This is a genomic window from Apibacter adventoris (assembly GCF_002964975.1).
GTDB lineage: Bacteria > Bacteroidota > Bacteroidia > Flavobacteriales > Weeksellaceae > Apibacter > Apibacter adventoris.
Genome location: NZ_PSZM01000001.1, coordinates 233,465 through 256,425, shown reverse-complemented (window position 1 = coordinate 256,425; position 22,961 = coordinate 233,465). Strand labels below are relative to the sequence as shown.

At 29.2% G+C, this 22,961-nt stretch carries 20 protein-coding genes; 4 read left to right on the top strand and 16 right to left on the bottom strand.

The window, feature by feature from the left end; genetic code table 11:
- Nucleotides 1-4: 4 nt before the first annotated feature.
- On the bottom strand, nt 5-853 hold the full coding sequence (porG, locus tag C4S77_RS01245; RefSeq protein WP_105245463.1) for a type IX secretion system protein PorG: 849 nt from the start codon (nt 851-853) through the stop codon (nt 5-7).
- Between the two features lie 256 nt (nt 854-1,109).
- Between porG and C4S77_RS01240 the strand changes: the two genes are divergently transcribed.
- The gene (locus C4S77_RS01240; RefSeq protein WP_105194360.1) at nt 1,110-2,087 is read left to right on the top strand and encodes a polyprenyl synthetase family protein; all 978 of its coding nucleotides are present in this window, start codon (nt 1,110-1,112) and stop codon (nt 2,085-2,087) included.
- A 108-nt stretch (nt 2,088-2,195) separates the two neighbouring features.
- Here C4S77_RS01240 and C4S77_RS01235 read toward each other — a convergent pair whose 3' ends face one another.
- The 4 genes from C4S77_RS01235 to C4S77_RS01220 all read right to left on the bottom strand — a co-directional run bounded on the left by C4S77_RS01235 (nt 2,196) and on the right by C4S77_RS01220 (nt 7,718).
- A complete protein-coding gene (locus C4S77_RS01235) occupies nt 2,196-4,397 on the bottom strand; it encodes an FUSC family protein (RefSeq protein WP_105245461.1) in 2,202 nt (733 codons plus the stop codon).
- Nucleotides 4,398-4,440: 43 nt separating this feature from the next.
- A complete protein-coding gene (locus C4S77_RS01230) occupies nt 4,441-4,836 on the bottom strand; it encodes a DUF1634 domain-containing protein (protein WP_105245459.1) in 396 nt (131 codons plus the stop codon).
- Nucleotides 4,837-4,848: 12 nt separating this feature from the next.
- Nucleotides 4,849-5,721 (bottom strand): sulfite exporter TauE/SafE family protein, encoded by an 873-nt coding sequence (locus C4S77_RS01225; protein ID WP_105245457.1) that lies wholly within the window; start codon nt 5,719-5,721, stop codon nt 4,849-4,851.
- 89 nt (nt 5,722-5,810) lie between these two features.
- A complete protein-coding gene (locus tag C4S77_RS01220; RefSeq protein ID WP_105245455.1) occupies nt 5,811-7,718 on the bottom strand; it encodes an ABC-F family ATP-binding cassette domain-containing protein in 1,908 nt (635 codons plus the stop codon).
- A gap of 110 nt (nt 7,719-7,828) precedes the next feature.
- Here C4S77_RS01220 and C4S77_RS01215 point away from each other — a divergent pair, with 110 nt between their 5' ends.
- On the top strand, nt 7,829-8,380 hold the full coding sequence (locus C4S77_RS01215) for a hypothetical protein (RefSeq protein WP_105245453.1): 552 nt from the start codon (nt 7,829-7,831) through the stop codon (nt 8,378-8,380).
- A 61-nt stretch (nt 8,381-8,441) separates the two neighbouring features.
- Here C4S77_RS01215 and C4S77_RS01210 read toward each other — a convergent pair whose 3' ends face one another.
- A complete protein-coding gene (locus C4S77_RS01210) occupies nt 8,442-9,251 on the bottom strand; it encodes an enoyl-ACP reductase FabI (RefSeq protein ID WP_105194354.1) in 810 nt (269 codons plus the stop codon).
- Nucleotides 9,252-9,737: 486 nt separating this feature from the next.
- Here C4S77_RS01210 and ligA point away from each other — a divergent pair, with 486 nt between their 5' ends.
- Both ligA and C4S77_RS01200 read left to right on the top strand, forming a co-directional pair.
- Nucleotides 9,738-11,735: an NAD-dependent DNA ligase LigA gene (gene ligA, locus C4S77_RS01205; protein WP_105245451.1), complete on the top strand. Its 1,998-nt coding sequence runs from the start codon at nt 9,738-9,740 to the stop codon at nt 11,733-11,735.
- A gap of 198 nt (nt 11,736-11,933) precedes the next feature.
- Nucleotides 11,934-12,785: a helix-turn-helix domain-containing protein gene (locus C4S77_RS01200; RefSeq protein WP_105245449.1), complete on the top strand. Its 852-nt coding sequence runs from the start codon at nt 11,934-11,936 to the stop codon at nt 12,783-12,785.
- 288 nt (nt 12,786-13,073) lie between these two features.
- Here C4S77_RS01200 and hisIE read toward each other — a convergent pair whose 3' ends face one another.
- The 10 genes from hisIE to holA form a co-directional block, all read right to left on the bottom strand.
- Nucleotides 13,074-13,667, bottom strand: a complete 594-nt coding sequence (gene hisIE / locus C4S77_RS01195) for a bifunctional phosphoribosyl-AMP cyclohydrolase/phosphoribosyl-ATP diphosphatase HisIE (protein ID WP_105245448.1) — start codon at nt 13,665-13,667, stop codon at nt 13,074-13,076.
- The gene (gene hisF, locus C4S77_RS01190; protein ID WP_105245446.1) at nt 13,664-14,416 is read right to left on the bottom strand and encodes an imidazole glycerol phosphate synthase subunit HisF; all 753 of its coding nucleotides are present in this window, start codon (nt 14,414-14,416) and stop codon (nt 13,664-13,666) included. Before hisF ends, hisIE begins: the two co-directional genes overlap by 4 nt.
- Nucleotides 14,417-14,538: 122 nt before the next feature.
- A complete protein-coding gene (gene hisA / locus C4S77_RS01185) occupies nt 14,539-15,261 on the bottom strand; it encodes a 1-(5-phosphoribosyl)-5-[(5-phosphoribosylamino)methylideneamino]imidazole-4-carboxamide isomerase (RefSeq protein ID WP_105245444.1) in 723 nt (240 codons plus the stop codon).
- Between the two features lie 186 nt (nt 15,262-15,447).
- Nucleotides 15,448-16,179 (bottom strand): hypothetical protein, encoded by a 732-nt coding sequence (locus tag C4S77_RS01180; RefSeq protein ID WP_105245442.1) that lies wholly within the window; start codon nt 16,177-16,179, stop codon nt 15,448-15,450.
- Between the two features lie 57 nt (nt 16,180-16,236).
- Nucleotides 16,237-16,815, bottom strand: a complete 579-nt coding sequence (gene hisH / locus C4S77_RS01175) for an imidazole glycerol phosphate synthase subunit HisH (RefSeq protein WP_105245441.1) — start codon at nt 16,813-16,815, stop codon at nt 16,237-16,239.
- 104 nt (nt 16,816-16,919) lie between these two features.
- A complete protein-coding gene (hisB, locus tag C4S77_RS01170; protein WP_105245439.1) occupies nt 16,920-18,014 on the bottom strand; it encodes a bifunctional histidinol-phosphatase/imidazoleglycerol-phosphate dehydratase HisB in 1,095 nt (364 codons plus the stop codon).
- Between the two features lie 5 nt (nt 18,015-18,019).
- On the bottom strand, nt 18,020-19,051 hold the full coding sequence (hisC, locus tag C4S77_RS01165) for a histidinol-phosphate transaminase (protein WP_105245437.1): 1,032 nt from the start codon (nt 19,049-19,051) through the stop codon (nt 18,020-18,022).
- A gap of 97 nt (nt 19,052-19,148) precedes the next feature.
- Nucleotides 19,149-20,429 (bottom strand): histidinol dehydrogenase, encoded by a 1,281-nt coding sequence (hisD, locus tag C4S77_RS01160; protein WP_105245435.1) that lies wholly within the window; start codon nt 20,427-20,429, stop codon nt 19,149-19,151.
- Nucleotides 20,430-20,511: 82 nt separating this feature from the next.
- Complete coding sequence (gene hisG, locus C4S77_RS01155; protein WP_105245434.1) at nt 20,512-21,369, bottom strand: ATP phosphoribosyltransferase; 858 nt, start codon at nt 21,367-21,369, stop codon at nt 20,512-20,514.
- Nucleotides 21,370-21,944: 575 nt separating this feature from the next.
- A complete protein-coding gene (holA, locus tag C4S77_RS01150; RefSeq protein WP_105245432.1) occupies nt 21,945-22,955 on the bottom strand; it encodes a DNA polymerase III subunit delta in 1,011 nt (336 codons plus the stop codon).
- Nucleotides 22,956-22,961: the final 6 nt, after the last annotated feature.

Below are 22,961 nucleotides of genomic sequence, written 5' to 3'. Positions count from 1 at the left end.
AAATTTAATAACAATAACAAGGAGGTCTTCCAAATGTATAGGTCAGATTTAACCCCCAAATTAAGTACCAATCATTACTTTTATAAGTGTTTCCTGTTTGATGTTTTCCAATAATTTCAGCATTTCTTTTGTTTATTTCATCGGTATAGAGTGCGTCTAATAAATAACTACTTGTATTTATTGTAAATTTATCTGTTTTTATAGCACTATAATCCAAGTTATCTTGGAAAGTATATCTTGCTCCTACTTCAAATGAAAGAAGCCAATTATAATTGAATTTAAGTTTAAAACCAACTCCAAAAGGTATACTGAAATCTACTTTATTACTTTCACTATAGCTAGATTTTGTGTCAAAATCTTTAGGAGAGGAGGGATATTTAAGAGAGCCGTCAGGGTTTTTATATAAATCATGAGTAATAGTATATTTACGGTCATTATAACCATATGCAGCAATTCCCCCAAAAATATAAGGCGATCCCCCAAGCCTTTTTATATCATTAATATCAAAGAAATAATATTCAAATAAAGCAGAACCTTCTATTATTTTATTATCATCTTTTATATCTCTGTCATATCTGTAATCTTCACTGGCCTTATAATCATCAAAATAAACTTTATTATAAATTAAATTAAATCTTAAACTTTGACGGTTATTAAGATTTAAACGATAAAGAAGCCCTACTGAAATAGGTACTCTATGTAAATCCATAGGGAAAATTTCTATATAATTGGTTTTACCAATGTCTCCAATTATATTAGCTCTACCTAAAGATAATCCGAATTCATGTCTTTGTGCAATGACAGTTACTGAGGAACTTATTATTATGATAATTAATAATAAAAATTTTTTCATACTTAGTTTCATTATTTTTACAATAATTACTTAACGCAAAATTTAATATTTTGTTGCAATCTTATAAGTATTTTGTCAGATTTTAAGAGGACAAATATAGTAATTCTTTTTGTGTATGCATCTTTTATTTTATATTTAACGTATTTTTATGAGTGGAATTTTTAGGTAAATCGAAATATAGATATTATTAGGCAACAAATTTAATTTTGCTTTTGAAATTTACTTTTTATGAAAAAAGTATTACTTTTGAACTCTAATGTCTAAAGTTACAGAACGCATTAAAGCTCCAATTTCTGATGAAATGAAGCTCTTCGAAAAAAGATTCTATGAATCTATGAAGAGTAAAGTTCCTTTATTAGATAGAATTACTCAATTTATTGTAAGACGTAAAGGAAAACAAATGCGGCCTATGTTTATTTTTTTAACGGCTAAATTAACCGGGAAAATAACGGATAAAACTTACCGTGCTGCTTCATTAATAGAGTTAATTCATACAGCTACTTTGGTGCATGACGATGTGGTAGATGAAAGTTACATGAGAAGAGGTTTTTTTTCCATTAATGCATTATGGAAAAATAAAATAGCTGTTTTAGTGGGAGATTATTTACTTTCAAAAAGCGTTTTACTTGCCACAGATAATCAGGATCTTGATCTTCTCAGCATAATTTCACGAGTAATAAGAGAAATGGCGGAAGGCGAATTATTACAATTGGAAAAAAGTCGAAAATTAGATATTACTGAAAAAGTATATTATGAAATTATTCGCCAAAAAACTGCGGTTCTTATTTCTGCCTGTTGTGAATCTGGAGCTCGTTCTGCCTATGCTTCAGATGAAATAGCTAATAAACTTAGACTTTTTGGAGAATATGCAGGAATTGCATTTCAAATTAAAGATGATCTTTTTGATTATACTAGTACAAATATTATAGGTAAGCCTGTTGGAATTGATATACAGGAAAGAAAAATGACCCTTCCTTTGATTTATATTTTAAATACTACAGATCCTGAACATAAAAAATGGCTGATAAATTCTATAAAAAATTATAATAAAAATAAAAAAAGAGTAGCAGAAGTTATTGATTTTGTAAAGAAAAACGGAGGTTTGGATTATGCTATTAGTATAATGAATGAATACAAGCAGAAAGCATTAGATATTTTGCTATCTTTTCCTAAAAACGAAAATAGAGATTCTTTAGAGCTTATGCTTACTTACGTCATAGAGAGGGAAAACTAAATCTTGCATTTTTATTTTTTTTTTAAATAATATCCTCTTCAAAATATATTTTAAATACAATTTTTTATGATTGTTTTTTCGTTCTAATAGAAAATTACTTGATTAGAATTATGAAATATATTTGTTAGAAATTTTCCATTCTTCAAATTCTTGTAACTTTATAATGTAGTTATAAATCTGTAAAATTAGCGAATGAATTTCTTTCAGTTGATAGGAAAATAAGGATTCATTATAATTTGAAAAATCATTTTCTTTTAAAGATAAATCTGTTATAATAACATTTGAATTTTGACTTATAACAGCTATACAGTTATAAAGAATCTCTTCAATATTTTTAATTATTATTTTATCATCTCCACTAACATCTATAACTTGAGAAGAATAAGTTCTTAAAGAAGAAATTCGGGTAGATAATAAATTTATTAGAGTAATAAGATTGTAAATATCAGACTTATAATTTTTAGATAATTTAGGTTCAGAAATAACTCTTTGAAAAGCACTGGATAAATTAGAAGTACCTAGTAAAACGTCTTTTCTTGAAAGTTTTATTTCTGTATCAGAAAATTTATGTTCGTTCAGTAAATTATTAGAGATTTTTTGGAAATACTTCAAATTATATTTTAGCAGTTTTCCTATTAACATAGGAAGAACTTTAAATTCCCAAGTAGGAAGAAAGGAAAAGCTGATTATAAAAGCAATTATGATAGCTATAGTGGTTCCTCCGATTCGATGATAAATATTAGTCCAGTTATTTCCATTGTGATGATCCAAAAAAAGTAATAGAATAACAAAAATTGTTACAAAAGCTACCCCAACTTTATAATTAATGGGGATAAAGCTATAAGCACCAATAATACTTATGGTAATAACCAAGGTTATAATGTACGGATTTTGAGTAATAAGCAGAACTAATAAAGTAATAATTCCTCCCGTTAAAGTTCCTTTTAATCTGTCTATAGCAAAATTTTTAGTATTCCCATACACTGGTTTTAAAATAAGTATGATTGTAAGGAATACCCAGCAAAAATAATTAATTTGGAGTAGAGCACAAGCTATATAAGCTAAAAGTATAGAAAGGCTCATTCTCAAAGCATATTTAAATATATTAGATCTTAAATTAAGATTAGCTTTAAAAGAAGAAAAACTATAATTATATTTTTGAGTAAACTTTTTTAAATCTAAATCTTCATAGGCACTTTTATCCTTTTCAAATTCACCATTTACTAAAGATTTAATAATCTTTGCTTGTCTGTAAAAGGTTTTAAATATTAACCTTATATGTTTTAAAACATGTAAATCAATTCCACTGGGAATATTGGTATTTTCAAAATATATAATTTGATTTTTAAAATTAGATAAAATTGAAGAATCAATAAGAACAGTTACTTTTTTATGTAAATTTATTGACCAACTAATACCATTAAGTATATCTTGCATATTATCCAGTTGGCTGCAAAAATCAGTTTTCAGATTACTATTTTCAAGGGAAGAAATAAGTTTAGGATCATGAAGATTTAATGAAATCAGGTGTTCATATAAATCTATTAAAGCACTAAAAATGAGAGCCATTCTTCTGCCTTTAGCAGAAAAGCTTTTAGCATTTATTCGTAATTTAAATAAATTTTCTCTGATATCTTCCTGACTACTGTGAATTTTTTCTTGTTTATCAAAAAGCCTGCTCTGTATATCTTCAAATTTATTTTTTTTGGGAGGATTAGGAGCTGCTTTTTCAAGATAATAACTTTTCATTAAGCCGGTATATTCACTTAAATATTTTATATTTTCACTAATCTTTTGCTCTGCTACACGAAAAGGCTGAATTCTCCACAATCCCAGTGATACAATTCCATAATAAATTACTCCGAGCATAAAGAACAGAGTATTTACTCCTAGAGATGGATTTTCAAAACCGCAGGCATAAACTAAACATAATAAAGCCGATGTCCCGACACTCACTGCTCTGGAACCATATATAAAAAACATGGAGAAAAAGAAACCACAGAAAGTAGCCCATAAACCAAAAGCGATTGTATAAGGTAATAACAGCTGGCTAATAAAGACAACTAGAAAATAGAAAATGGCAGCAACAGATTGAGTATAAAATTTAATTTTTATAGTACCCGGATTATCACCAATACCTGCAACTAAAGCACCTGATGAAGTTAATATACCTATACTCAATTGATTAAAAAACATACTAACCAAAATGGGGGTAACCATTGCAAAAGCGATTCTTAATCCGCGGCTAAAATAAAAACTGAATACAAAATATGTACTTTCAGAAAATATGTTTTGAAAACGTTTAGACATAGAAATTTAAAAATATATGAAGAAAGATAAATATAAAGATGGTTTAACTTTCAATTCCAAAAAATAAATTAGCTAGAATAATACTAAGTACAATACAAGTGATAATAACATACATATAGTCATGTTCAATAGCAAAAGCTAAAATGGAGAAAACGATTCTTAAAATAGGCGTGGCAATTAATACAGCTACTCCCAATTGAATGATGGCTAATCCATCAAATTGTAAAACCTTAGGAAAAATAGTGCTTAATTCTCTTAAATATTCTGGAGCTCCGGTAAAAGTTTTGAAGTTAGGAATCTCATGAGGATGTTGACTTACATAAATAATTCCCCCTAATATGGTAATTATAGATGATAAAATAACACCATATCTAAGTAGTTTTCCAATATATAGCTCTACATCTCGTTCAATCCAAAATCTTTTAGAAAATATACTCATATATTATAAAATTTATAATTTAGGAAATTTTACCGATGGAAACCAGTGTACTAAACTAGGTTCAAACCCACGATACATCATTTGTATAGCCAATATAATAATTACAAAACAAAATATTTTGCGTAATAAAGAAACATTAATTTTCATTAATATTTTTGAGCCCAAAAAAGCTCCTATTAATACCCCTACCACAATGGGCATGGCTAAAACAGGTTCAATTTGTCCTCTTTGAAAATAAATTACAGCACTAGCCGCTGCGGTAACACCTACCATAAAATTGGAAGTAGTGGTAGAAACTTTAAAAGGAATTTTCATTGCAGTATCCATAGCTAAAACTTTCATAGATCCGGATCCAATTCCTAAAATTCCTGATAAAATACCGGCAAATGTCATTAAAGAAAAACCTCCGGCTACATTTTTAACATTATAATTTTTTATACCTTCCGGAGTAGGGTAAGTACTGTTTAACTTTAGTAATGATGCAGTCTTGCTAGGCTTTCCTAAATAAGGGGTTTCATTTTTTTTTCGGATAGTCATAATGCCTGAAAAAATTAAAACGATACCAAAAATAATGTATACCGCAGAAGCGGGTAAAAATACGGCTAATAAAGCACCAATTACGGCTCCTAAAGTTGTAGCTATTTCCAAAAACATTCCTATCCTTACATTGGTCATTCCTTCTTTAATATAAGCAGCTGCTGCTCCGGATGAAGTAGCAATAGAGGTAACTAATGCGGTTCCAACTGCATATTTGATATCAACACCAAATCCCAAAGTTAATAATGGAATAATTACCACCCCTCCCCCTAAACCAGTTAGAGAACCTAACATTCCGGCAAAAATTGCACCCAAAAATAATATAAGGGTAAAGTATAATATTGTCAAAGTATAATTAGATTAATTTGTTAAAAAACAAATATATAAAAACCATTTAAATAAAATTATTGAATATAAATATAATCTTGTATAAAAAATTATTCATTTAATTCATGGTATATTTCTTCCCATTTTTTATTCAGTTCTTCTAAATCTTTCTTTAAAAACGAATAAGTGGCTAATTCTTCTTCTGTTGGATTTTTTTGGATAAATAGATCTTCGGTTTTTTTAATATCTTTTTCAATGTTTTCAATTTCAATTTCAACCTTTGATAATTTATTTTCCAATATTTTTAGTTCCTTAGTTTTATCTTTATCGGTTGTATTTTTAGATTCTGAAACATTTATAGAGGCAACTTTTTTTACAGTAGATTTCTCTATGTCTACCTCTCGCATGTTTTCTTTTTTTCTATAATCTAAATATTCACTAATTCCGCCTAAAAATTCTTTAACCTCTCCGTTTCTGAATTCAAAAATCTTCTGAGCAAGTCCGTCTAAAAATTCTCGATCGTGAGAAACTAGCAATAAAGTTCCTTTAAAATTTTGAAGCGCTTGTTTTAAAATAGCTTTTGATTGTAAATCCAAATGATTGGTCGGCTCATCCATAATTAAAGTATTAAAAGGACGTAACAATAATTTACAAAGAGCTAAACGGTTTCTTTCACCCCCGGAAAGAACCGAAACCTTTTTTTGCACCTCATCGCCTTGAAATAAAAAAGAACCTAATAAATCTCTTACTCTAGGTCGGGATTCTTCAGTTGCCGAATCTTCTGCTTCTTCCAGAATCGTTTTATTAGGATTTAGAACTTCTGCCTGGTTTTGTGCAAAATAACCGATTTGTACATTATGACCTATTTCCAATTTACCATTATATGATAAAATACCATCCATAATTTTTGCCAAAGTAGTTTTTCCTTGTCCGTTCTGGCCTACAAAAGCAATCTTCTCTCCTCTTTCGACATAGAAGTTTGCATTTTGAAAAACAATATGTTTATCAAAAGATTTTCCCAGATTTTCTGCTTTAAATATAATTTTACCAGGAATTACACTGGGTTCAAATTTTATATGGAAACGGGTGACATCTTCATCTTCCACCTCTATTCGTTCCACCTTATTCAATTTTTTTATAAGTGATTGAGCAAAAGATGCTTTGGAAGCTTTGGCTCTGAACTTATTAATCAATTGTTCTGTACGTTTTATTTCCTGTTCTTGATTTTTTTGAGACTGAATAAGTTTTTCTTTTCTTTCTTGTCTTAATATAAGATACTTAGTATAATTGGCTTTATAATCCTGAATAGTGCGGTTAGATATTTCAATAGTTCTATTGGTAACATTGGTTAAAAACTGTTTGTCGTGAGAAACTAATACGACAGCACCTTTATAGTTAATAAGAAACCCTTCCAGCCAAATAATAGATTCAATATCCAAGTGGTTAGTAGGCTCGTCAAGAAGCAATACATCATTTTCCTCCAATAGTAATTTTGCCAGTTCAATTCTCATTCTCCATCCACCAGAAAAATCATCTGTAAGTTTCGTAAAATCAGATTCTTTAAATCCTAACCCTTTTAATATTTTTTCAATTTCACCATCTATATTGTATCCTCCTAAGTGAGAAAATCGTTCTGTAAGGTCTGTTAAGTCATGAATGAGTTTATGATATTCTTCAGATTCATAATCAGTACGAGTAACCAGTTCATGATTAATAGTATCAATTTTTTTATTGATTTTGTTCAATTCTTTAAATGCTTGCATAGCCTCTTCCCATACCGTACGACCTTTTTCAAAGTCCAAATCCTGTTTTAAAAATCCAATTCGTACTTCTCCTTCTTTCTCCACATTTCCTTCGGTAGAGGGTTGTTCTCCGGCCAAGATTTTTAATAAGGTAGATTTTCCGGCTCCATTTTTACCAGCCAGTCCAATCCGGTCATTTTTATTAATTCTAAAATTAACATTTTCAAATAAATAACTTCCGGCAAAATGTAACCCTAAGTTTTGAACTAAAATCATTTTTATACTTGAATTTTTGGACAGGCAAAGGTACTATTTTAAACTTACATACATTATAATTGTCTGATGAAAAAAAATATTAACTTTGTTTTAGTTTAAATTTAAAACCTATGAAAAAAGTTATTTCTTTATTATTTATGTTCCTAAGTATAGGATTAATTTTTACTAGTTGTAATGATGATGATGATTATTATTATCCTATAGATAATAATAATAATAATAATAATAATAATAATAGTCCTTTACTTTATGAAGTAAATAATGTATCTTTCAATTACGATAGTTATGCCAATATGTATTTATTTCTGTATAATTTTAAATTATATAAAGGGGAGAACTTATTAATTTATATACAGTCAGGTTGGGTTAATAATGAGCCTGTTTGGACGTTACTTCCTAATTATGCATTATATACAGCTTCTGATAATAAGACATATAACATGTTTTTCAATTATAATTTTACTATGCAAAATTTTGAAATTACAGCAGAAAGTAGTGTAGCTATGCCTCCGGAATTAAACGGATTAAATTTCAGGATTATAGTTTTTCAGTCTACAATAAAAACAAAACATTTATCTGATACTGTAGATTATAATGATTATAAGGCTGTAATTAACCATTATAAAATTGATGAAAGTAAAGTAAAAGTAATAAAACCTTAATTCATAAAAATAAAAAGAGGCTTAGGAATAAGCCTCTTTTTATTTATTGTAAATAAGAATATTATTTTTCATAACGTTTCATAACTCTTTCACTCACCCCTACATTGGAGAATCCACCATCATGGAAGAGATTTTGAAGTGTAACTTTTCTAGTTAAGTCAGAAAATAAGGTAACACAATAATTAGCACAATCATCAGCTGTAGCATTTCCTAAAGGGGAGATTTCCTCGGCAAATTCTATAAATCCACCAAATCCTTTTACACCGTTTCCTGCTGTAGTTGGAGTGGGAGATTGCGAAATGGTGTTAACCCTAACTTTATTCTTAATTCCCCATTCATAACCAAAACTTCGGGCAATACTTTCCAAATATGCTTTATTATCAGCCATGTCATTATATCCCGGGAAAATTCTTTGTGCAGCGATATAAGTAAGAGCTAATATACTTCCCCATTCATTCATGGCATCTTTATCCCAAGCGGTTTTCATTACTTTATGAAATGAAACAGCAGAAATATCCCAGCCTTTAGTCAGCCAATCGTAGTTAATATCTGTATAATCCTTTCCTTTTCGGACATTAATGGACATTCCTATAGAGTGCAAAATAAAATCCAGTTTTCCGAATTTAGCTAGGGCATGATCAAAAAGCTTTCCCAAATCCTCTATAGAAGTAGCATCTGCAGGAACCACATCTGAATTTGTTTTTTCAGCCAAAGCATTCAATTCTCCCATTCGTAAAGCTACAGGAGCATTAGTTAACACAAATTCAGCTCCTTCCGCGTGTGCTTGCTCAGCAACTTTCCAAGCTATTGAATTAGAATCTAAAGCTCCAAAAATAATTCCTTTTTTCCCTTTTAATAATCCGTAAGACATATTGTTCTTTTAAAAAATTAATAAGACAAATTTAGAAATTATTTTTTTATATTAGAATGATGTGTATTTATATTGACTTGCTTAATATATATTTATAAAAAGTTAATTATTTTAGAAATTTAAATAAAAGTAAATCGTCTGGAAAATTACCTCCTTACATAGTCTTTAGTTAATATTACTTTTTCTTGTAAAAAACCATAAAATTATTAATCTCAAAAATTGTTGTATAAAAAATCTAAAACTACCTAGTTGAGTACAAGTTTAAAAAATATGAATTTTTTCTTTGTGTTTTATATGATGAATTATTATGGAAAGAAACTTTTTTATAATATTTTTATAGTTAAAATGAAATAAAAAAGCTCATATAACATAGTTTGTAAATACGTTTATAACTTATTTATTTACATTATGGTATATTTTGTAAATAATAAAATTTTTTTTCAAGAGCTCTTTTATTAATTTTGAATTTAAATACAGTTCAAAATTATGAATGATATACAATCAAGAATAAAGGTTTTACGTCAAGATATAAATAATCTGAATTATAAATATTATGTGCTAGATCAATCCGAAGTTTCAGATTATGAATTTGATAAAATGATGGAAGAACTGAAACAACTGGAAAAAGATTATCCACAATATGATGATCCGGACTCTCCTACCCATAGGGTTGGAGGACAGATTACAAAAAAATTTCCGACAATTGTTCATGAAAAAAGAATGTATTCATTAGATAACAGTTATTCTTTTGAAGATATAAAAGAATGGTCGAGAAGAGTAACGAAAGCAATTGATGAAAATGTGGAATATGTTTGTGAACTTAAATATGACGGTCTATCTATTAGTATATTATATGAAAATGGACAATTAAAACAGGCAGTAACACGTGGGGATGGAATTCAAGGAGATGAAGTTACAGCTAATGTAAGAACCATTCGATCAGTTCCTTTGAATTTATCAGGAAAATATCCTTCCAAATTTTATATACGTGGGGAAATTATTATGCCTAAAAAGTCTTTAGATAAATTAAATTCCGAAAGAGTAAAAGAAGGATTGGAACCTTATGCAAATCCAAGAAATACGGCCAGCGGAAGTTTGAAATTGCAAGATAGTGGAGAAGTAGCCAAAAGAGGGCTGGATTGTTATTTATATTATGTACTTACTGATGATAGAGAATTTTCTACACAATGGGATTCTTTACAACATGCTAAGGATATGGGCTTTAAAGTAGGAAACTATGCAAAATTATGTAATAATTTAGAAGAAGTAAATGGGTTTATAAATTATTGGGATACAGAAAGATATAATTTGCCTTTTGAGATTGATGGTGTCGTTATTAAAGTTAATTCAATCTCAGAACAAGAAGAACTGGGTTATACAGCAAAATCTCCCAGATGGGCAATTGCTTATAAATTCAAAGCTGAAAAAGTAGAAACTCAGTTACTAAGTGTAGATTATCAGGTAGGAAGAACCGGGGCAGTAACTCCTGTAGCAAATCTTAAGCCCATACTATTAGCGGGTACAACGGTGAAAAGAGCATCTTTGCATAATGAAGATTTTATTGCAAATTTAGATTTACGTATTAATGATAAGGTTTTGGTGGAAAAAGGAGGCGAAATAATTCCGAAAATAGTAGATGTTAATTATGATAAAAGAGAACCAGGAACAATAAAATTAGAATTTATAAAAAATTGTCCGGCATGTGGTACCCCATTAGTTCGCAAAAAAGATGAAGCTGCTCATTTTTGCCCTAATGAGAAAAGTTGTCCGCCACAAGTTATAGGAAGATTAGAACATTTTGTTTCTAGAAAAGCCATGGATATTAACAGTATAGGAGCAGAAACTGCTTTTATGTTGTATAAAGCCAATTTAGTTAATACTATATCCGATTTTTATATATTGCAAAAAGAGCAATTGTTGGGGCTGGATAGAATGGCTGATAAATCGGCTCAAAATATTATTGAAGGAATAGAAAATTCTAAACAAATTCCTTTTGAAAGAGTTTTATTTGCTTTAGGTATAAGGCATGTAGGTGAAACCATGGCTAAGAAATTGGCTAAAAAATTCAAAAATATTGATAATCTACAAAAAGCTAGTTTAGAAGAATTAATAGCTACAGAAGATATTGGAGAAAAAATAGCCCTGAGCATTCAAGAATATTTTTTAAAAAAAGAACATCTAGAAATTATTAAAAATCTTAAAAAAGCAGGACTAAAGTTTGAATTTGAAGAAACTCATATTCAACTCTCTAATTTATTAGACGGTAAAACCTTTCTATTTACTGGAAAACTGTCAGTTTTTACCCGCGAACGAGCAGAAGAAATGGTGGAGCAGCATGGAGGTAAAAATATATCATCGGTTAGTAAGAATCTTAACTATTTGGTTGTAGGAGAAAAAGCAGGTTCAAAAATGAAAAAAGCTCAACAGTTAGGGAGCGTAATTATTCTGAATGAACAAGAGTTTTTAAATTTATTGAATGAATAATATTTAAATTATAGTAAAAATCATTAAGTTTTTCTCTTTGTTTATATAAATAATTATATAATTTATGATTTTAATCATAATATTGGAGATGTTAAATAGAAAAAATATTTCTAATTTTTTACAATAAATAAATTTGTAAAAAAGACTTGAATAAACAAATAAATGATAGTTTTTTAATCAAAAGTCTTATAAACTATTATGCAATTACTTTACATTAATGAACACCTTTCATGTTTAAATTATGAAGGAGGGAGTAGTCCTACTATTGAAATTAAAAATATTTTAAAAAGAAAACTATGGAAAACAGAAGCCCAAGTTGCAAAAATTATATTTATTACAAAAGGAGCTATAAAAATTTCTTTTGGTGATATAGAGGAAGAAATCCAACAGGGTAAAATAATATTAATACCTCCGGCAACTAAATTAAAAATTCTTGCAAAAGAAGATACATGTATTACTATATTCAGATTAAGAGTACAGATACGTTTATGTGACAGGTATTCCTTAGAACAACTTTTGCGAGATGAAAATATTAATACTGTAAAGAAACAGAATTTTTTAGATATAAATCCGATAATGTCTGGTTATATAAATATGCTGAATACTTGTATTATAGGCCAACTTAGATGTATTTATTTTTTTGAAATTAAAATAAAAGAATTATTTTTTCTTTTGAGAGCGTATTACAGCAAAAGAAAATTGTTGTGTTTTTTTTATCCTTTGTTAAGTCAAGATACCCGATTTTCTGATCTTATTTTGCGTAATTATAATAAAATAAAAACAGTTAAAGATTTAGCAGATTTAACACATTATAGTATTTCAGGATTTGAAAAACGTTTTAAACGGGTATTTGGAATTTCACCATTTAAATGGTTAAAACAACAAAAAGCAAAAAATATTTATCATGAAATTAATTGCAGTGGGAAAACTTTTAAAGAAATCAGTCTTGAATATGATTTTAATTCTCCTGCACATTTAAATAATTTTTGTAAAATAAATTTTGGAGATACTCCCGGAAATATTCGCAAATTAAATAATATTTCCACCTAAAAGGCAGAAATTTAGAAAATTTGGGTGATTATATATAATCTAAAGAACATATATTAAATATAATTTTGTAAAAATAATTTATTACTAAAAAACTTAAGAAAATAAAATGTTAATGATTTTTCTAAAATTTTGTAACACACACACTAATGCAATTTTATTGTATGAAAAATTATCATCATTTTTATTTAAATGAACAACTAAAAAAGTAGTATTAAAATAATACTACCATATGAGTTGCATTTGTAATTTTAAGCCCAATTGATTACGTATTTTAATTTCAGGTGCAGCTCATTTATTTTTATGTCTTTCTCTTAAAACAGCCTCAATATCTTCTAATTTGAAGCCCTTCGATTTTAAAAGGACTAAATAATGGTATAATAAATCTGCCGCTTCATTTTTAAATAAGGTTTCATTATTATCCTTTGCTTCTATAACAACTTCAACGGCTTCTTCTCCAACTTTTTGAGCTACTTTATTAATGCCTTTTTGGTATAATTGGTATGTATATGAATCCTCAGTTTTATTATCAATTCTTTGTTCGATTACATTTTGTAATTCATAAACAAAACCTTGTGAAGTTTTTTCACCAAAGCAGGAATACATTCCGGTATGGCATGTTGGACCGTCTGGCGACACTTTGATCAATAAAGTATCTTGATCACAATCTAAGGAAATATCTTTCACCCAAAGATAATTTTTTGAAGTTTCTCCTTTGGTCCATAAACGATTTTTGCTACGGCTGAAAAATGTTACTTTTCCTTCTTTTTTTGTTTTTTCAAAGGCTTCCTCATTCATATAGCCTAACATAAGTACCTGTAAGGTCAGGCAGTCTTGAATAATTACCGGAACCAGTCCCTTACTTTTATTAAAATCTATGTTCATCTTATTGGAATATTTTGAATTTTTAAATATTTTTTTAGTTCAGGTATAGGAATTTCATTAAAATGAAAAATACTGGCTGCAAGAGCAGCAGAAGCTTTAGTTTTTAAAAAAACATCTGCAAAATGTTTTTTTGTTCCGGCTCCTCCGGAAGCAATAACCGGAATATTAACCGTTTGAGAAACTTCATTAGTAATATCTAAAGCAAAACCATTTTTGGTTCCGTCATTATTCATAGAAGTAAGTAAAATTTCACCCGCTCCCAGTTTTTCTACCTGTTTTACCCAATCAAGAGTAAAAATAGGGGTAGGTGTTCTTCCTCCATGAGTGTAAACTTTCCAGCCGTCTTCTTCTTTTTTAGTATCAATAGCAACTACCACACATTGACTTCCAAATTGAGAAGCAATTTCAGAAATCAATTTCGGTTTTTTAACCGCTGAAGAATTAATACTAATTTTATCCGCACCTGCTTTTATAAGAGAAGAAACATCATCTACAGAGGTAACCCCTCCACCGACCGTAAAAGGAATATTAATTTCATGTGCTATTTTGTCTACCAATTGTATTAAAGTAGAACGATTTTCAATGGTTGCAGTAATGTCTAAAAATACAAGTTCATCAGCTCCTTGTTTTACATAAGCTTTAGCTAATTCTACAGGGTCTCCGGCATCTGTAAGACTTACAAAATTTACTCCTTTTACCGTTCTTCCATTTTTTATATCCAGGCAGGGGATAATACGTTTTTTTAACAAAGTTTTATTTTTTTAATTTTTTTTTAACCAAATTACGATTAATTATTATTTATTTTCAGTTTAACAAGTATATAAAATTAAGTTAATAAAAGTCATTATTAATGAAATAGGTGAATTATATGTCATAATTTATCAATCAATATTCGTAAATCGTTAATAGTAATTTTCTTTTCATAAATAGCTTTTCCAACAATAGCTCCTTCACAACCCATTTCTTTTAACCTGTATAAATCATTTATAGAAGAAACACCGCCGCTGGCAATAAGCTTTACTGAAGTTTTTTGTAAAATTTCCTTATAGAGGTCATTCGAGGTTCCTTCCAGCATTCCGTCTTTAGAAATATCTGTACAGACAACATAAGAAATTCCTTTTTTTTCATAACTTTCAATGAAATCAACAACGTCAAAAGAAGATGATACCATCCAACCCTGAGTAGCTATCATACGATTCTTACAATCTGCACCTAAAATTATCTTATCACTTCCATAGGTCGTGAGCCAAGATTGAAATAATTTTGGATTCTTAACTGCAATGCTGCCTCCGGTAATTTGAGAAGCCCCATTTTCAAAGGCTATTTTTAAATCTTCGTCACTTTTTAACCCTCCTCCAAAATCTATTTTTAAAGAAGTTTGAGAAGCAATTTTATACAGCGTTTTGTAATTGATTATCCGGCTGGATTTTGCTCCATCTAAATCTACCAAATGTAAATATTTAATTCCTGCATCTTCAAATTCTTTGGCAGCATCTAAAGGATCTTCCCTATAAATTTTTTCAGTGGAGTAATCTCCCTTAGTTAGTCGTACACATTTTCCATTAATAAGGTCTATAGCAGGTATGATTCGCATGTTTTATTTTTAAAAGTTAAAATTATGAATTACAATTTCATTTATCAAATTGAGATTTGTTGTTTTTTCCATCTTCCCAATTCCAACCTTTAAAGAAAGAAAGTAGTTTTGGGTTTTCTTGTAATAGTTCTGTATAGTTATTCACAAATTAAATTTTTAGGGTCAAAATATTTCTAACTTCGTACTTTATAAATCAGACTTTTTCTTTATATCATATAAGATGAATTGGGAAGGTCCGGGATTATAAAGAGCTAGTAATAACCTGTTTTTATATTCAAATACAAATCGTTTTTGGTGAGATTGATATTTTGTATACAGTAATTTTGCTTTTTCAGGTTTAAAACCCGAAATATTCTTTAATCCGGTTGCAAGAATTTCCACATCTTTTTTCTCTCGAGTATTAGGGGGTAATCTTACTTCTTTATAGAAAGAATTATCCATATTTATTAAAGATAAATCAGTTAACATTTCAGAATATTTCTCCTGTTGTTTGTCGGATGTTGTAAAGTCGGATTTAATCAGTCTATATCCTTTTTCTGTTTTTTTTATTAAAAATATTCCTAAATCATGATGAGTCGAATCTATTGAATATGGACAATCCCCTGTTATTTCCAATACATCTAATTTTAAACGGAGGTGTGTTTCATCAATCTTTTCAAAAGTTCCTTTGGAATGAGGAAAACAATCATTACCACACCAAGCAGAATATCTGGAATTAAAAGTACCGTTAGGATTGAAGGTTACACTGTTTCCATACCTCCACCCTTGTAAAGATTCATCCTCTTTTGCTGGAGATAAATTATATTCATCTGTAGAATATAAACCAATAATTTCATCAATTTTCCATAAGCCGTTTAAATTGTTTTGTGTAAATCCAGATGTCGAAATTAGTAAGAATAGGAAAAGAATTTTTTTCATACAATAACGTTTTTAAATTATAGATTGTTTTTTATTGATATTTCCATAAATATAGAATCATAATTCAATAAAACTTTTCAATATTTTTTCTCCCACATCTGCTGATTTTTCAGGATGGAACTGGGTGGCATAGAAATTATCTTTGTGTAATGCTGCACTAAAAGGCAGAATGTAATTACACGTTGCAGAGGTGCTTTCACATAAATCCGCATAATAGCTGTGTACAAAGTAAACATCCTCATTTCCAGCATTATTTTTAAAGATTTCTCCTTCTAAATCGTAAATGGTATTCCAACCCATGTGCGGAACAATCTCCGTAGGAGGAAATTTCCTTACCTCGACTTCAAAAATATTTAGGCAATTTGTATTTCCCTCTTCCGAATGTTTACACATGAGTTGCAGTCCTAGGCATATTCCTAAAAAAGGTTGTGTTAATGATTTTAGTAAGGTATCCATACCTCTTTCCTGTAAGTAAAACATGGCACTACCGGCTTCACCTACTCCCGGAAAGATAATTTTATCTGCATTACGAATGGCTTTTTCATCATCAGTAACTATAGACTCAACTCCCAATCTGAAAAGTGCGTTTTGTACGGATTTTATATTTCCGGCGTTGTATTTTATAATTGCAATCATTTTTAATTTTGATTTACGATTTATAAAGTACGATTTTTACTATTGTGTTGTTCTATATTATAAACATTTAGTTTATTCGTAAATCGTACCTCAAAAATCTAAAATTATAATAAACCTTTCGTAGAAGGTAAAGCAAAATTAGTATCCGTTTGTTTTACGGCCATTTTAATGGCTTTTGCAAATGCCTTGAATATGGCCTCTATTTTATGATGTTCATTTTCCCCCTCAGCTTTTATATTAAAGTTACATTTGGCGTTATCGCTAAAAGATTTAAAGAAATGATAGAACATTTCTGTAGGAAGTTCCCCAATTTTTTCGCGTTTAAACTCTACCTCCCAAACAATCCAAGGGCGTCCTCCAAAGTCAATAGCCACTTGTGCCAAACAATCATCCATCGGGAGGAGAAAACCGTAACGCTCAATTCCTTTTTTGCTTCCTAATGCTTGTAAAATAGCCTCTCCTAAGGCAATTCCTGTATCTTCAATTGTATGATGTTCATCTACATACAAATCTCCATCAACTTCAATACATAAATCCATATTTCCATGTTTAGCAATTTGTTCCAGCATATGATCAAAAAAACCTAAACCTGTATGAATAGAACTTTTACCTGAGCCATCTAAATTTATTTCTAACGAAATTTTTGTTTCTTTGGTATTTCGTATCACTTTTGCTTTACGGGGTTGCTTTTTCAGATATTGATAGATTTCTGCCCAATTTTGTGTATGCAAAGTAGCGTTGCTATTTTTTTCTTTTCCCATATAAATAGATTTTGAACCTAAATTTTTAGCAAGCGAAACATCAGTGAGCCGATCTCCGATCACATACGAATTGGGTAAGTCGTAATTTCCTTTTATATAATGGGTAAGCATTCCGATTCCTGGTTTTCGTGTAGGAAGATTCTCGTATTCAAAACTTTTATCTATGAGAATTTCAGAAAATTTAATTCCTTCATTTTCAAAAGCCTGAATTATTTTATTTTGTGCAGGCCAAAAAGTGTCTTCAGGAAAAGACTCGGTGCCTAACCCATCCTGATTGGTAACCATAACCAGCTCATAATCCATTTCCCGAGCAATTTTTGCAAGATTTTGAAATACTCTCGGGTAAAATTCAAGTTTTTCCAAACTATCTAATTGGTAATTTGTAGGAGGTTCAATTACTAATGTTCCGTCTCGGTCTATAAATAGTACTTTTTTCATAGGATTTAGTTGAGTTTTTTTAATACCGTGATTAATTTTTCATTTTCTTCAGGAGAACCTACCGTTATACGTATACTATTATGGATTTTAGTAGTCTGGTTTCGTACAATTATTTTTTGATTTAGTAGTTCATGAAAAATAAGGTTTGCTTCTTTAAATTCTACTAAAAAGAAATTGGTGTCTGAAGGATATATTTTAGTTACTATAGATAATTTTTCTAGTTCCTTTCGGATTTTTTCCTTTTCTGAGAATATAATTTTTCTTCTTTTTTCAAATTCTTCTTTTTGGCTTAATGCTTTTATAGCTGCTTTTTGGTTTAAAACACTGATATTGTATGGATGTTTTACCTTATTAAGTAGTTGAATAACTTCCGGGTTTGAATAAGCCATTCCTACACGAACACCGGCGATTCCCCAAGCCTTACTAAGGGTTTGGAAAATTACAAGGTTGGGATAATGATCTAATTTATCCAGGTAAGAATTTTGGTTTGTAAATTCTATATAAGCTTCATCAATCGCTATGATACCTTTAAAATTTTCTAAAATAAAATTTATATCTTTCGGATGTATATTATTTCCGGTCGGATTATTTGGGGAGCAAATTACAATAACTTTAAGATTTTCATCATTAAAATATTTCTTTGCTTCTTCAATATTAATCTGAAAATCAGATGTTAGAGGAATATCAATAATTTCTACTTCGTTAAGTTCTGCTGCTACTTGATACATGCCGAAAGTAGGGCTAAAAAACATAGCCTTATCTTTTCCCGGATTACAAAAAATACGGTAAATATGATCTATGATTTCATCACTTCCATTACCTACAAAAATTTTTTCTATAGGTATATTTTTAATTTGACTCAGTTTATTTTTTAATTTATTTTGATAAGGATCAGGGTATCGATTATTTTCTCCAAAAGGATTTTCATTTGCATCTAAAAATATTCCTTGTATTCCTCCTGATTCATCTCTTGCACTAGAATAGGGTTGCATGGCAAGAATATTAGGACGAGCTAATTTTGATATATTGGTTTTCATTTTTTTATTTTATAATATTTGTATGATAATTTTAAATACGTAGTATAAATAAAAATAAATTTAATACATATATATTTAAATTTTTAAATTTATTCGTTTAATTTTTGTTTATTCGGATACTCACAGCATTTTTATGTGCAAATAATCTTTCAGCTTCTGCCATCAATTCTATGGTTGGACCTATGGTTTGAAGACCTTCTTTACTTAGTTCTTGAAAGGTAATTTTTTTAATAAAACTATCTAATGAAACTCCGCTGTAATTTCGGGCATAGCCATTAGTTGGCAATGTATGGTTAGTTCCGCTGGCGTAATCTCCAGCACTTTCACAACTGTAATTTCCTAGAAATACAGATCCAGCATTTTCAACGTTATGTCTGTATTCTTTTGCTTTGTCAATAGCTAAAATTAGGTGTTCTGGAGCATATAAATTGCTAAATTGGAAACATGTATCTAAATTGTCAAATAATATTCCTATGCTGTTATCTAGTGCTTTTTTAGCAATTTCTTTTCGGGGAATTTTTTCTAATTGTGCAGTTACAGAATTTATGGTTTGATTTAAAATAGATTCGTCTGTAGTAAGAAAAATCACTTGACTATCAGGTCCGTGTTCTGCTTGAGAAAGTAAGTCGGCAGCAATAAAATCTGGATTTGCTTGGGAATCAGCTATTACCAATACTTCACTGGGACCCGCGGGAAGATCTATGCTAACTTTAAACTCCTGCGCATACTGTTTGGCAGCAGTTACATATTGATTGCCCGGTCCGAATATTTTATAAACAGAAGGTATGGATTCTGTACCTATAGTAAGTGCAGCTATGGCTTGTATACCTCCGACTTTAAAAATTTCTGTAATACCAATAGTTTGAGCCGCAAATAAAATTGCCGGATGTATATTTCCTTTTTTATCAGGAGGAGTGCATAAAACGATCTGCCTGCATCCGGCAATTTTTGCTGGAACGCCTAACATAAGTACTGTGGAAAATAAAGGTGCAGTTCCTCCCGGAATATATAAACCGATTTTTTCAATAGCTCGAGATTCTCTCCAACACTGTATTCCGGGTTGAGTTTCTATGAATTGAGAGTTTTCTTTTTGTGAAAAATGAAATTTCTCTATATTGCTTTTGGCTTGAAAGATTGCTTGTTTTAATTCTTGGGATAGTAAGTTTTCAGCCTCTTTTAATTCTTGTTGTGTAACTTTTATTTGTTTGAGCTCTATTCCATCAAAATGAAAGGTATATTTTTTTAAAGCAGCGTCAGCAGATTCCTGAATATCCATGAAAACCTGTTGTACAATATTATGTAAGGAATTTTTTTCATTTTGAGGACGTTGAATGAGCTCTTTCCAATTTTTTTGAGAGGGATTTTTTATAATTTTCATTTCTGTTTACAATTTTTAATCTGTGATTTAGTTTATTTCATCATTTGAGATAAAAAACACATATGGGGGTAATTTAAATTTATTATAGAATCATTTTTTCTATTGGGACGACTAAAATACCTTGAGCCCCCATTTCCTTCAAAAGATCTATAATGTCCCAAAATTCATCTTCTTTAATAACAGAATGAATACTGCTCCATCCATTTTCCGCTAAAGGAAGAACGGTAGGGCTTTTCATTCCCGGTAAAAGGGAAATAATATCTTTTACTTTTTCATTAGGGGCATTTAATAATATATATTTATTCTCATGAGAATAGATTACCGATTGAATTCTGAACAACAACTTATCAAGAATTTTTTGTTTTTCTCCAGAAAGGTTATGTGATTTAATTAGTACCGCTTCGCTGTTAGCTACTGTTTCTACTTCTTTTAATCCGTTCATTAAAAGGGTGCTTCCAGTGCTTACAATATCAAATATACAATTTGCCAGCCCTATTCCCGGGGCAATTTCAACGCTGCCACTAATTTCTTCAATCTCTACATTTAAATGATTTTCTTGGCAAAATTTAGTTAATATTTTAGGGTAACTGGTTGCTATTTTTTTATTGTTGAAATAAGAAATTCCGGTATATATTTCATCTTTTGGTATAGCTAATGCTAGACGGCAATTTCCAAACCCTACTTTTCTTATAGTTTCTACTTTTCGATTCTTTTCCCAAACTTCATTTTCGCCTAAGATTCCAATATCTGCAACATTTTGTTCAACGTATTGAGGAATATCATCATCTCGAAGAAATAAGATTTCAATAGGGAAATTAGATGAAACTGTTTTTAATTTTTGATTTCCATTGGATATTTTTATTCCACACTCTTGTAATAATTCTAACGATTTTTCGCTCAATCGTCCGCTTTTTTGAATAGCAATTTTCAGTTTACTCATATTTATTTTTTTGTGCCCCAAGTAATCATAAATTAAAAAACCGCCAGAAGACTCAGGCGGTTTTTTAATTTTATTTTGTAAATCACATACAAAATCATCTACCTTACCTGAATGTGTAAGTTTGTAAATGATGATGATGTAAGTGAAATTGAATCATTCTTATACTTGTAATTATTTATACAAATTTAAATAAAAAAAATATTAGAATCCTAAAAATATATTAAAAAAAACATGAAATTAATGATTTTTCAAAAAATAATTTTATTTTTAGGAATTTGATAATTTTATTTTAAAATATAATAATTATTTTAAGAGAAAAGTAATTATCTGGATATTTTTTGAAATTTATATATTTTGTAATAATAGATATTGTTTTTTACATTTTTAACTATTATAGCAAGGTATATATGGTAAAAATATTATAAAAAACACAGGTATATCTTGAATTTTATAGTTATTAAATAATTTTAAAAACTATAAAAATAAAAGCTAAAGGTAACTTATTCTTTATATTAAATTGAATAATTTAAACACAATAAATCATAAAATTAAAATTTGCTGTAGTATTTTGAATTTTAGTGTAGAATTTTATAAAGCATTTCCATAAGAATATCTTTATTTGTAGCTAGGGAAGACACATTTACTCCTTTAGATTTCATATCGGCATCTCGCAAGTAGGCAATGCAGGCAGTAGTTTTTTTTAAAGAATAATTTTTAATAGCTGTAAGGTATTCGTTTGCAAAAAATGGATTGATGCGTAGTTCTTTAGCAATATTCTGAGGGGTTTTTATAGAAAGTGTATGAACGATTAATATATTGCTGAATAGGCTAATTAACGTACCAAATGTAACTACAATAGGATTTGCTTTTGGGTTTTTTTCAAAATAATCTACAATTTTATAAGCTTGCGTACTATTTTTTTCTACAATAGCTTTACGTAATTCAAAATTATTATACTCTTTACTAATACCAATATTCCGTTCAATAATTTCCGGGGTAATTTTTTTTGCTTCTCCTATAATTAGTTTTAGTTTATGAATCTCATTGTCAATACGGGAAAGGTCTGTACCTAAAAATTCGGATAATAAAGCTTTGGATTTTTCATCAATTTCTAATCCTAAAGATTGACAGAGGCTGCCTATCCAGGCAGGAACTTGATTATCATATAATTTTTCACTGGAAAAAATATATCCTTGTTTAGTCAATAATTTAGTAAGTGATTTTCTTTTGTCTAATGATTTATATTTAAAATTAATGGCTAAAATGGTAGAAGGCTGAGGTTTTTTTACATAATTTGCAAAGGCTTCAGATTTATCAAAAGCTAATCCTTTGGCTTCTTTTATGATAAGAAGCTGCCTTTCTGCACCCATAGGGAATTGTTTTGACAAGGAAATGATTTGATCCAAATCCGATTCCGTTCCATAAATAATATTCTGATTAAAAGCCTTTTCATCTTCATTTAATACATTTTCTTCAAGTAAATTACTTATTTTATCAATATAAAAAGGCTCTTCACCTTCCAGAAAATAAATAGGTAAAAACTTTTTGTTTTTAATATCTTTGACCAAATTATTGTATTCTTTCATAACCCA

What these genes read in the sequence shown, in the direction of transcription:
- porG (WP_105245463.1), bottom strand. Translation starts at nt 853, where the DNA reads ATGAAAAAATTTTTATTATTAATTATCATAATAATAAGTTCCTCAGTA.
- C4S77_RS01240 (WP_105194360.1), top strand. Translation starts at nt 1,110, where the DNA reads ATGTCTAAAGTTACAGAACGCATTAAAGCTCCAATTTCTGATGAAATG.
- C4S77_RS01235 (WP_105245461.1), bottom strand. Translation starts at nt 4,397, where the DNA reads ATGTCTAAACGTTTTCAAAACATATTTTCTGAAAGTACATATTTTGTA.
- C4S77_RS01230 (WP_105245459.1), bottom strand. Translation starts at nt 4,836, where the DNA reads ATGAGTATATTTTCTAAAAGATTTTGGATTGAACGAGATGTAGAGCTA.
- C4S77_RS01220 (WP_105245455.1), bottom strand. Translation starts at nt 7,718, where the DNA reads ATGATTTTAGTTCAAAACTTAGGGTTACATTTTGCCGGAAGTTATTTA.
- C4S77_RS01215 (WP_105245453.1), top strand. Translation starts at nt 7,829, where the DNA reads ATGAAAAAAGTTATTTCTTTATTATTTATGTTCCTAAGTATAGGATTA.
- C4S77_RS01210 (WP_105194354.1), bottom strand. Translation starts at nt 9,251, where the DNA reads ATGTCTTACGGATTATTAAAAGGGAAAAAAGGAATTATTTTTGGAGCT.
- ligA (WP_105245451.1), top strand. Translation starts at nt 9,738, where the DNA reads ATGAATGATATACAATCAAGAATAAAGGTTTTACGTCAAGATATAAAT.
- C4S77_RS01200 (WP_105245449.1), top strand. Translation starts at nt 11,934, where the DNA reads ATGCAATTACTTTACATTAATGAACACCTTTCATGTTTAAATTATGAA.
- hisIE (WP_105245448.1), bottom strand. Translation starts at nt 13,667, where the DNA reads ATGAACATAGATTTTAATAAAAGTAAGGGACTGGTTCCGGTAATTATT.
- hisA (WP_105245444.1), bottom strand. Translation starts at nt 15,261, where the DNA reads ATGCGAATCATACCTGCTATAGACCTTATTAATGGAAAATGTGTACGA.
- C4S77_RS01180 (WP_105245442.1), bottom strand. Translation starts at nt 16,179, where the DNA reads ATGAAAAAAATTCTTTTCCTATTCTTACTAATTTCGACATCTGGATTT.
- hisH (WP_105245441.1), bottom strand. Translation starts at nt 16,815, where the DNA reads ATGATTGCAATTATAAAATACAACGCCGGAAATATAAAATCCGTACAA.
- hisB (WP_105245439.1), bottom strand. Translation starts at nt 18,014, where the DNA reads ATGAAAAAAGTACTATTTATAGACCGAGACGGAACATTAGTAATTGAA.
- hisC (WP_105245437.1), bottom strand. Translation starts at nt 19,051, where the DNA reads ATGAAAACCAATATATCAAAATTAGCTCGTCCTAATATTCTTGCCATG.
- hisD (WP_105245435.1), bottom strand. Translation starts at nt 20,429, where the DNA reads ATGAAAATTATAAAAAATCCCTCTCAAAAAAATTGGAAAGAGCTCATT.
- hisG (WP_105245434.1), bottom strand. Translation starts at nt 21,369, where the DNA reads ATGAGTAAACTGAAAATTGCTATTCAAAAAAGCGGACGATTGAGCGAA.
- holA (WP_105245432.1), bottom strand. Translation starts at nt 22,955, where the DNA reads ATGAAAGAATACAATAATTTGGTCAAAGATATTAAAAACAAAAAGTTT.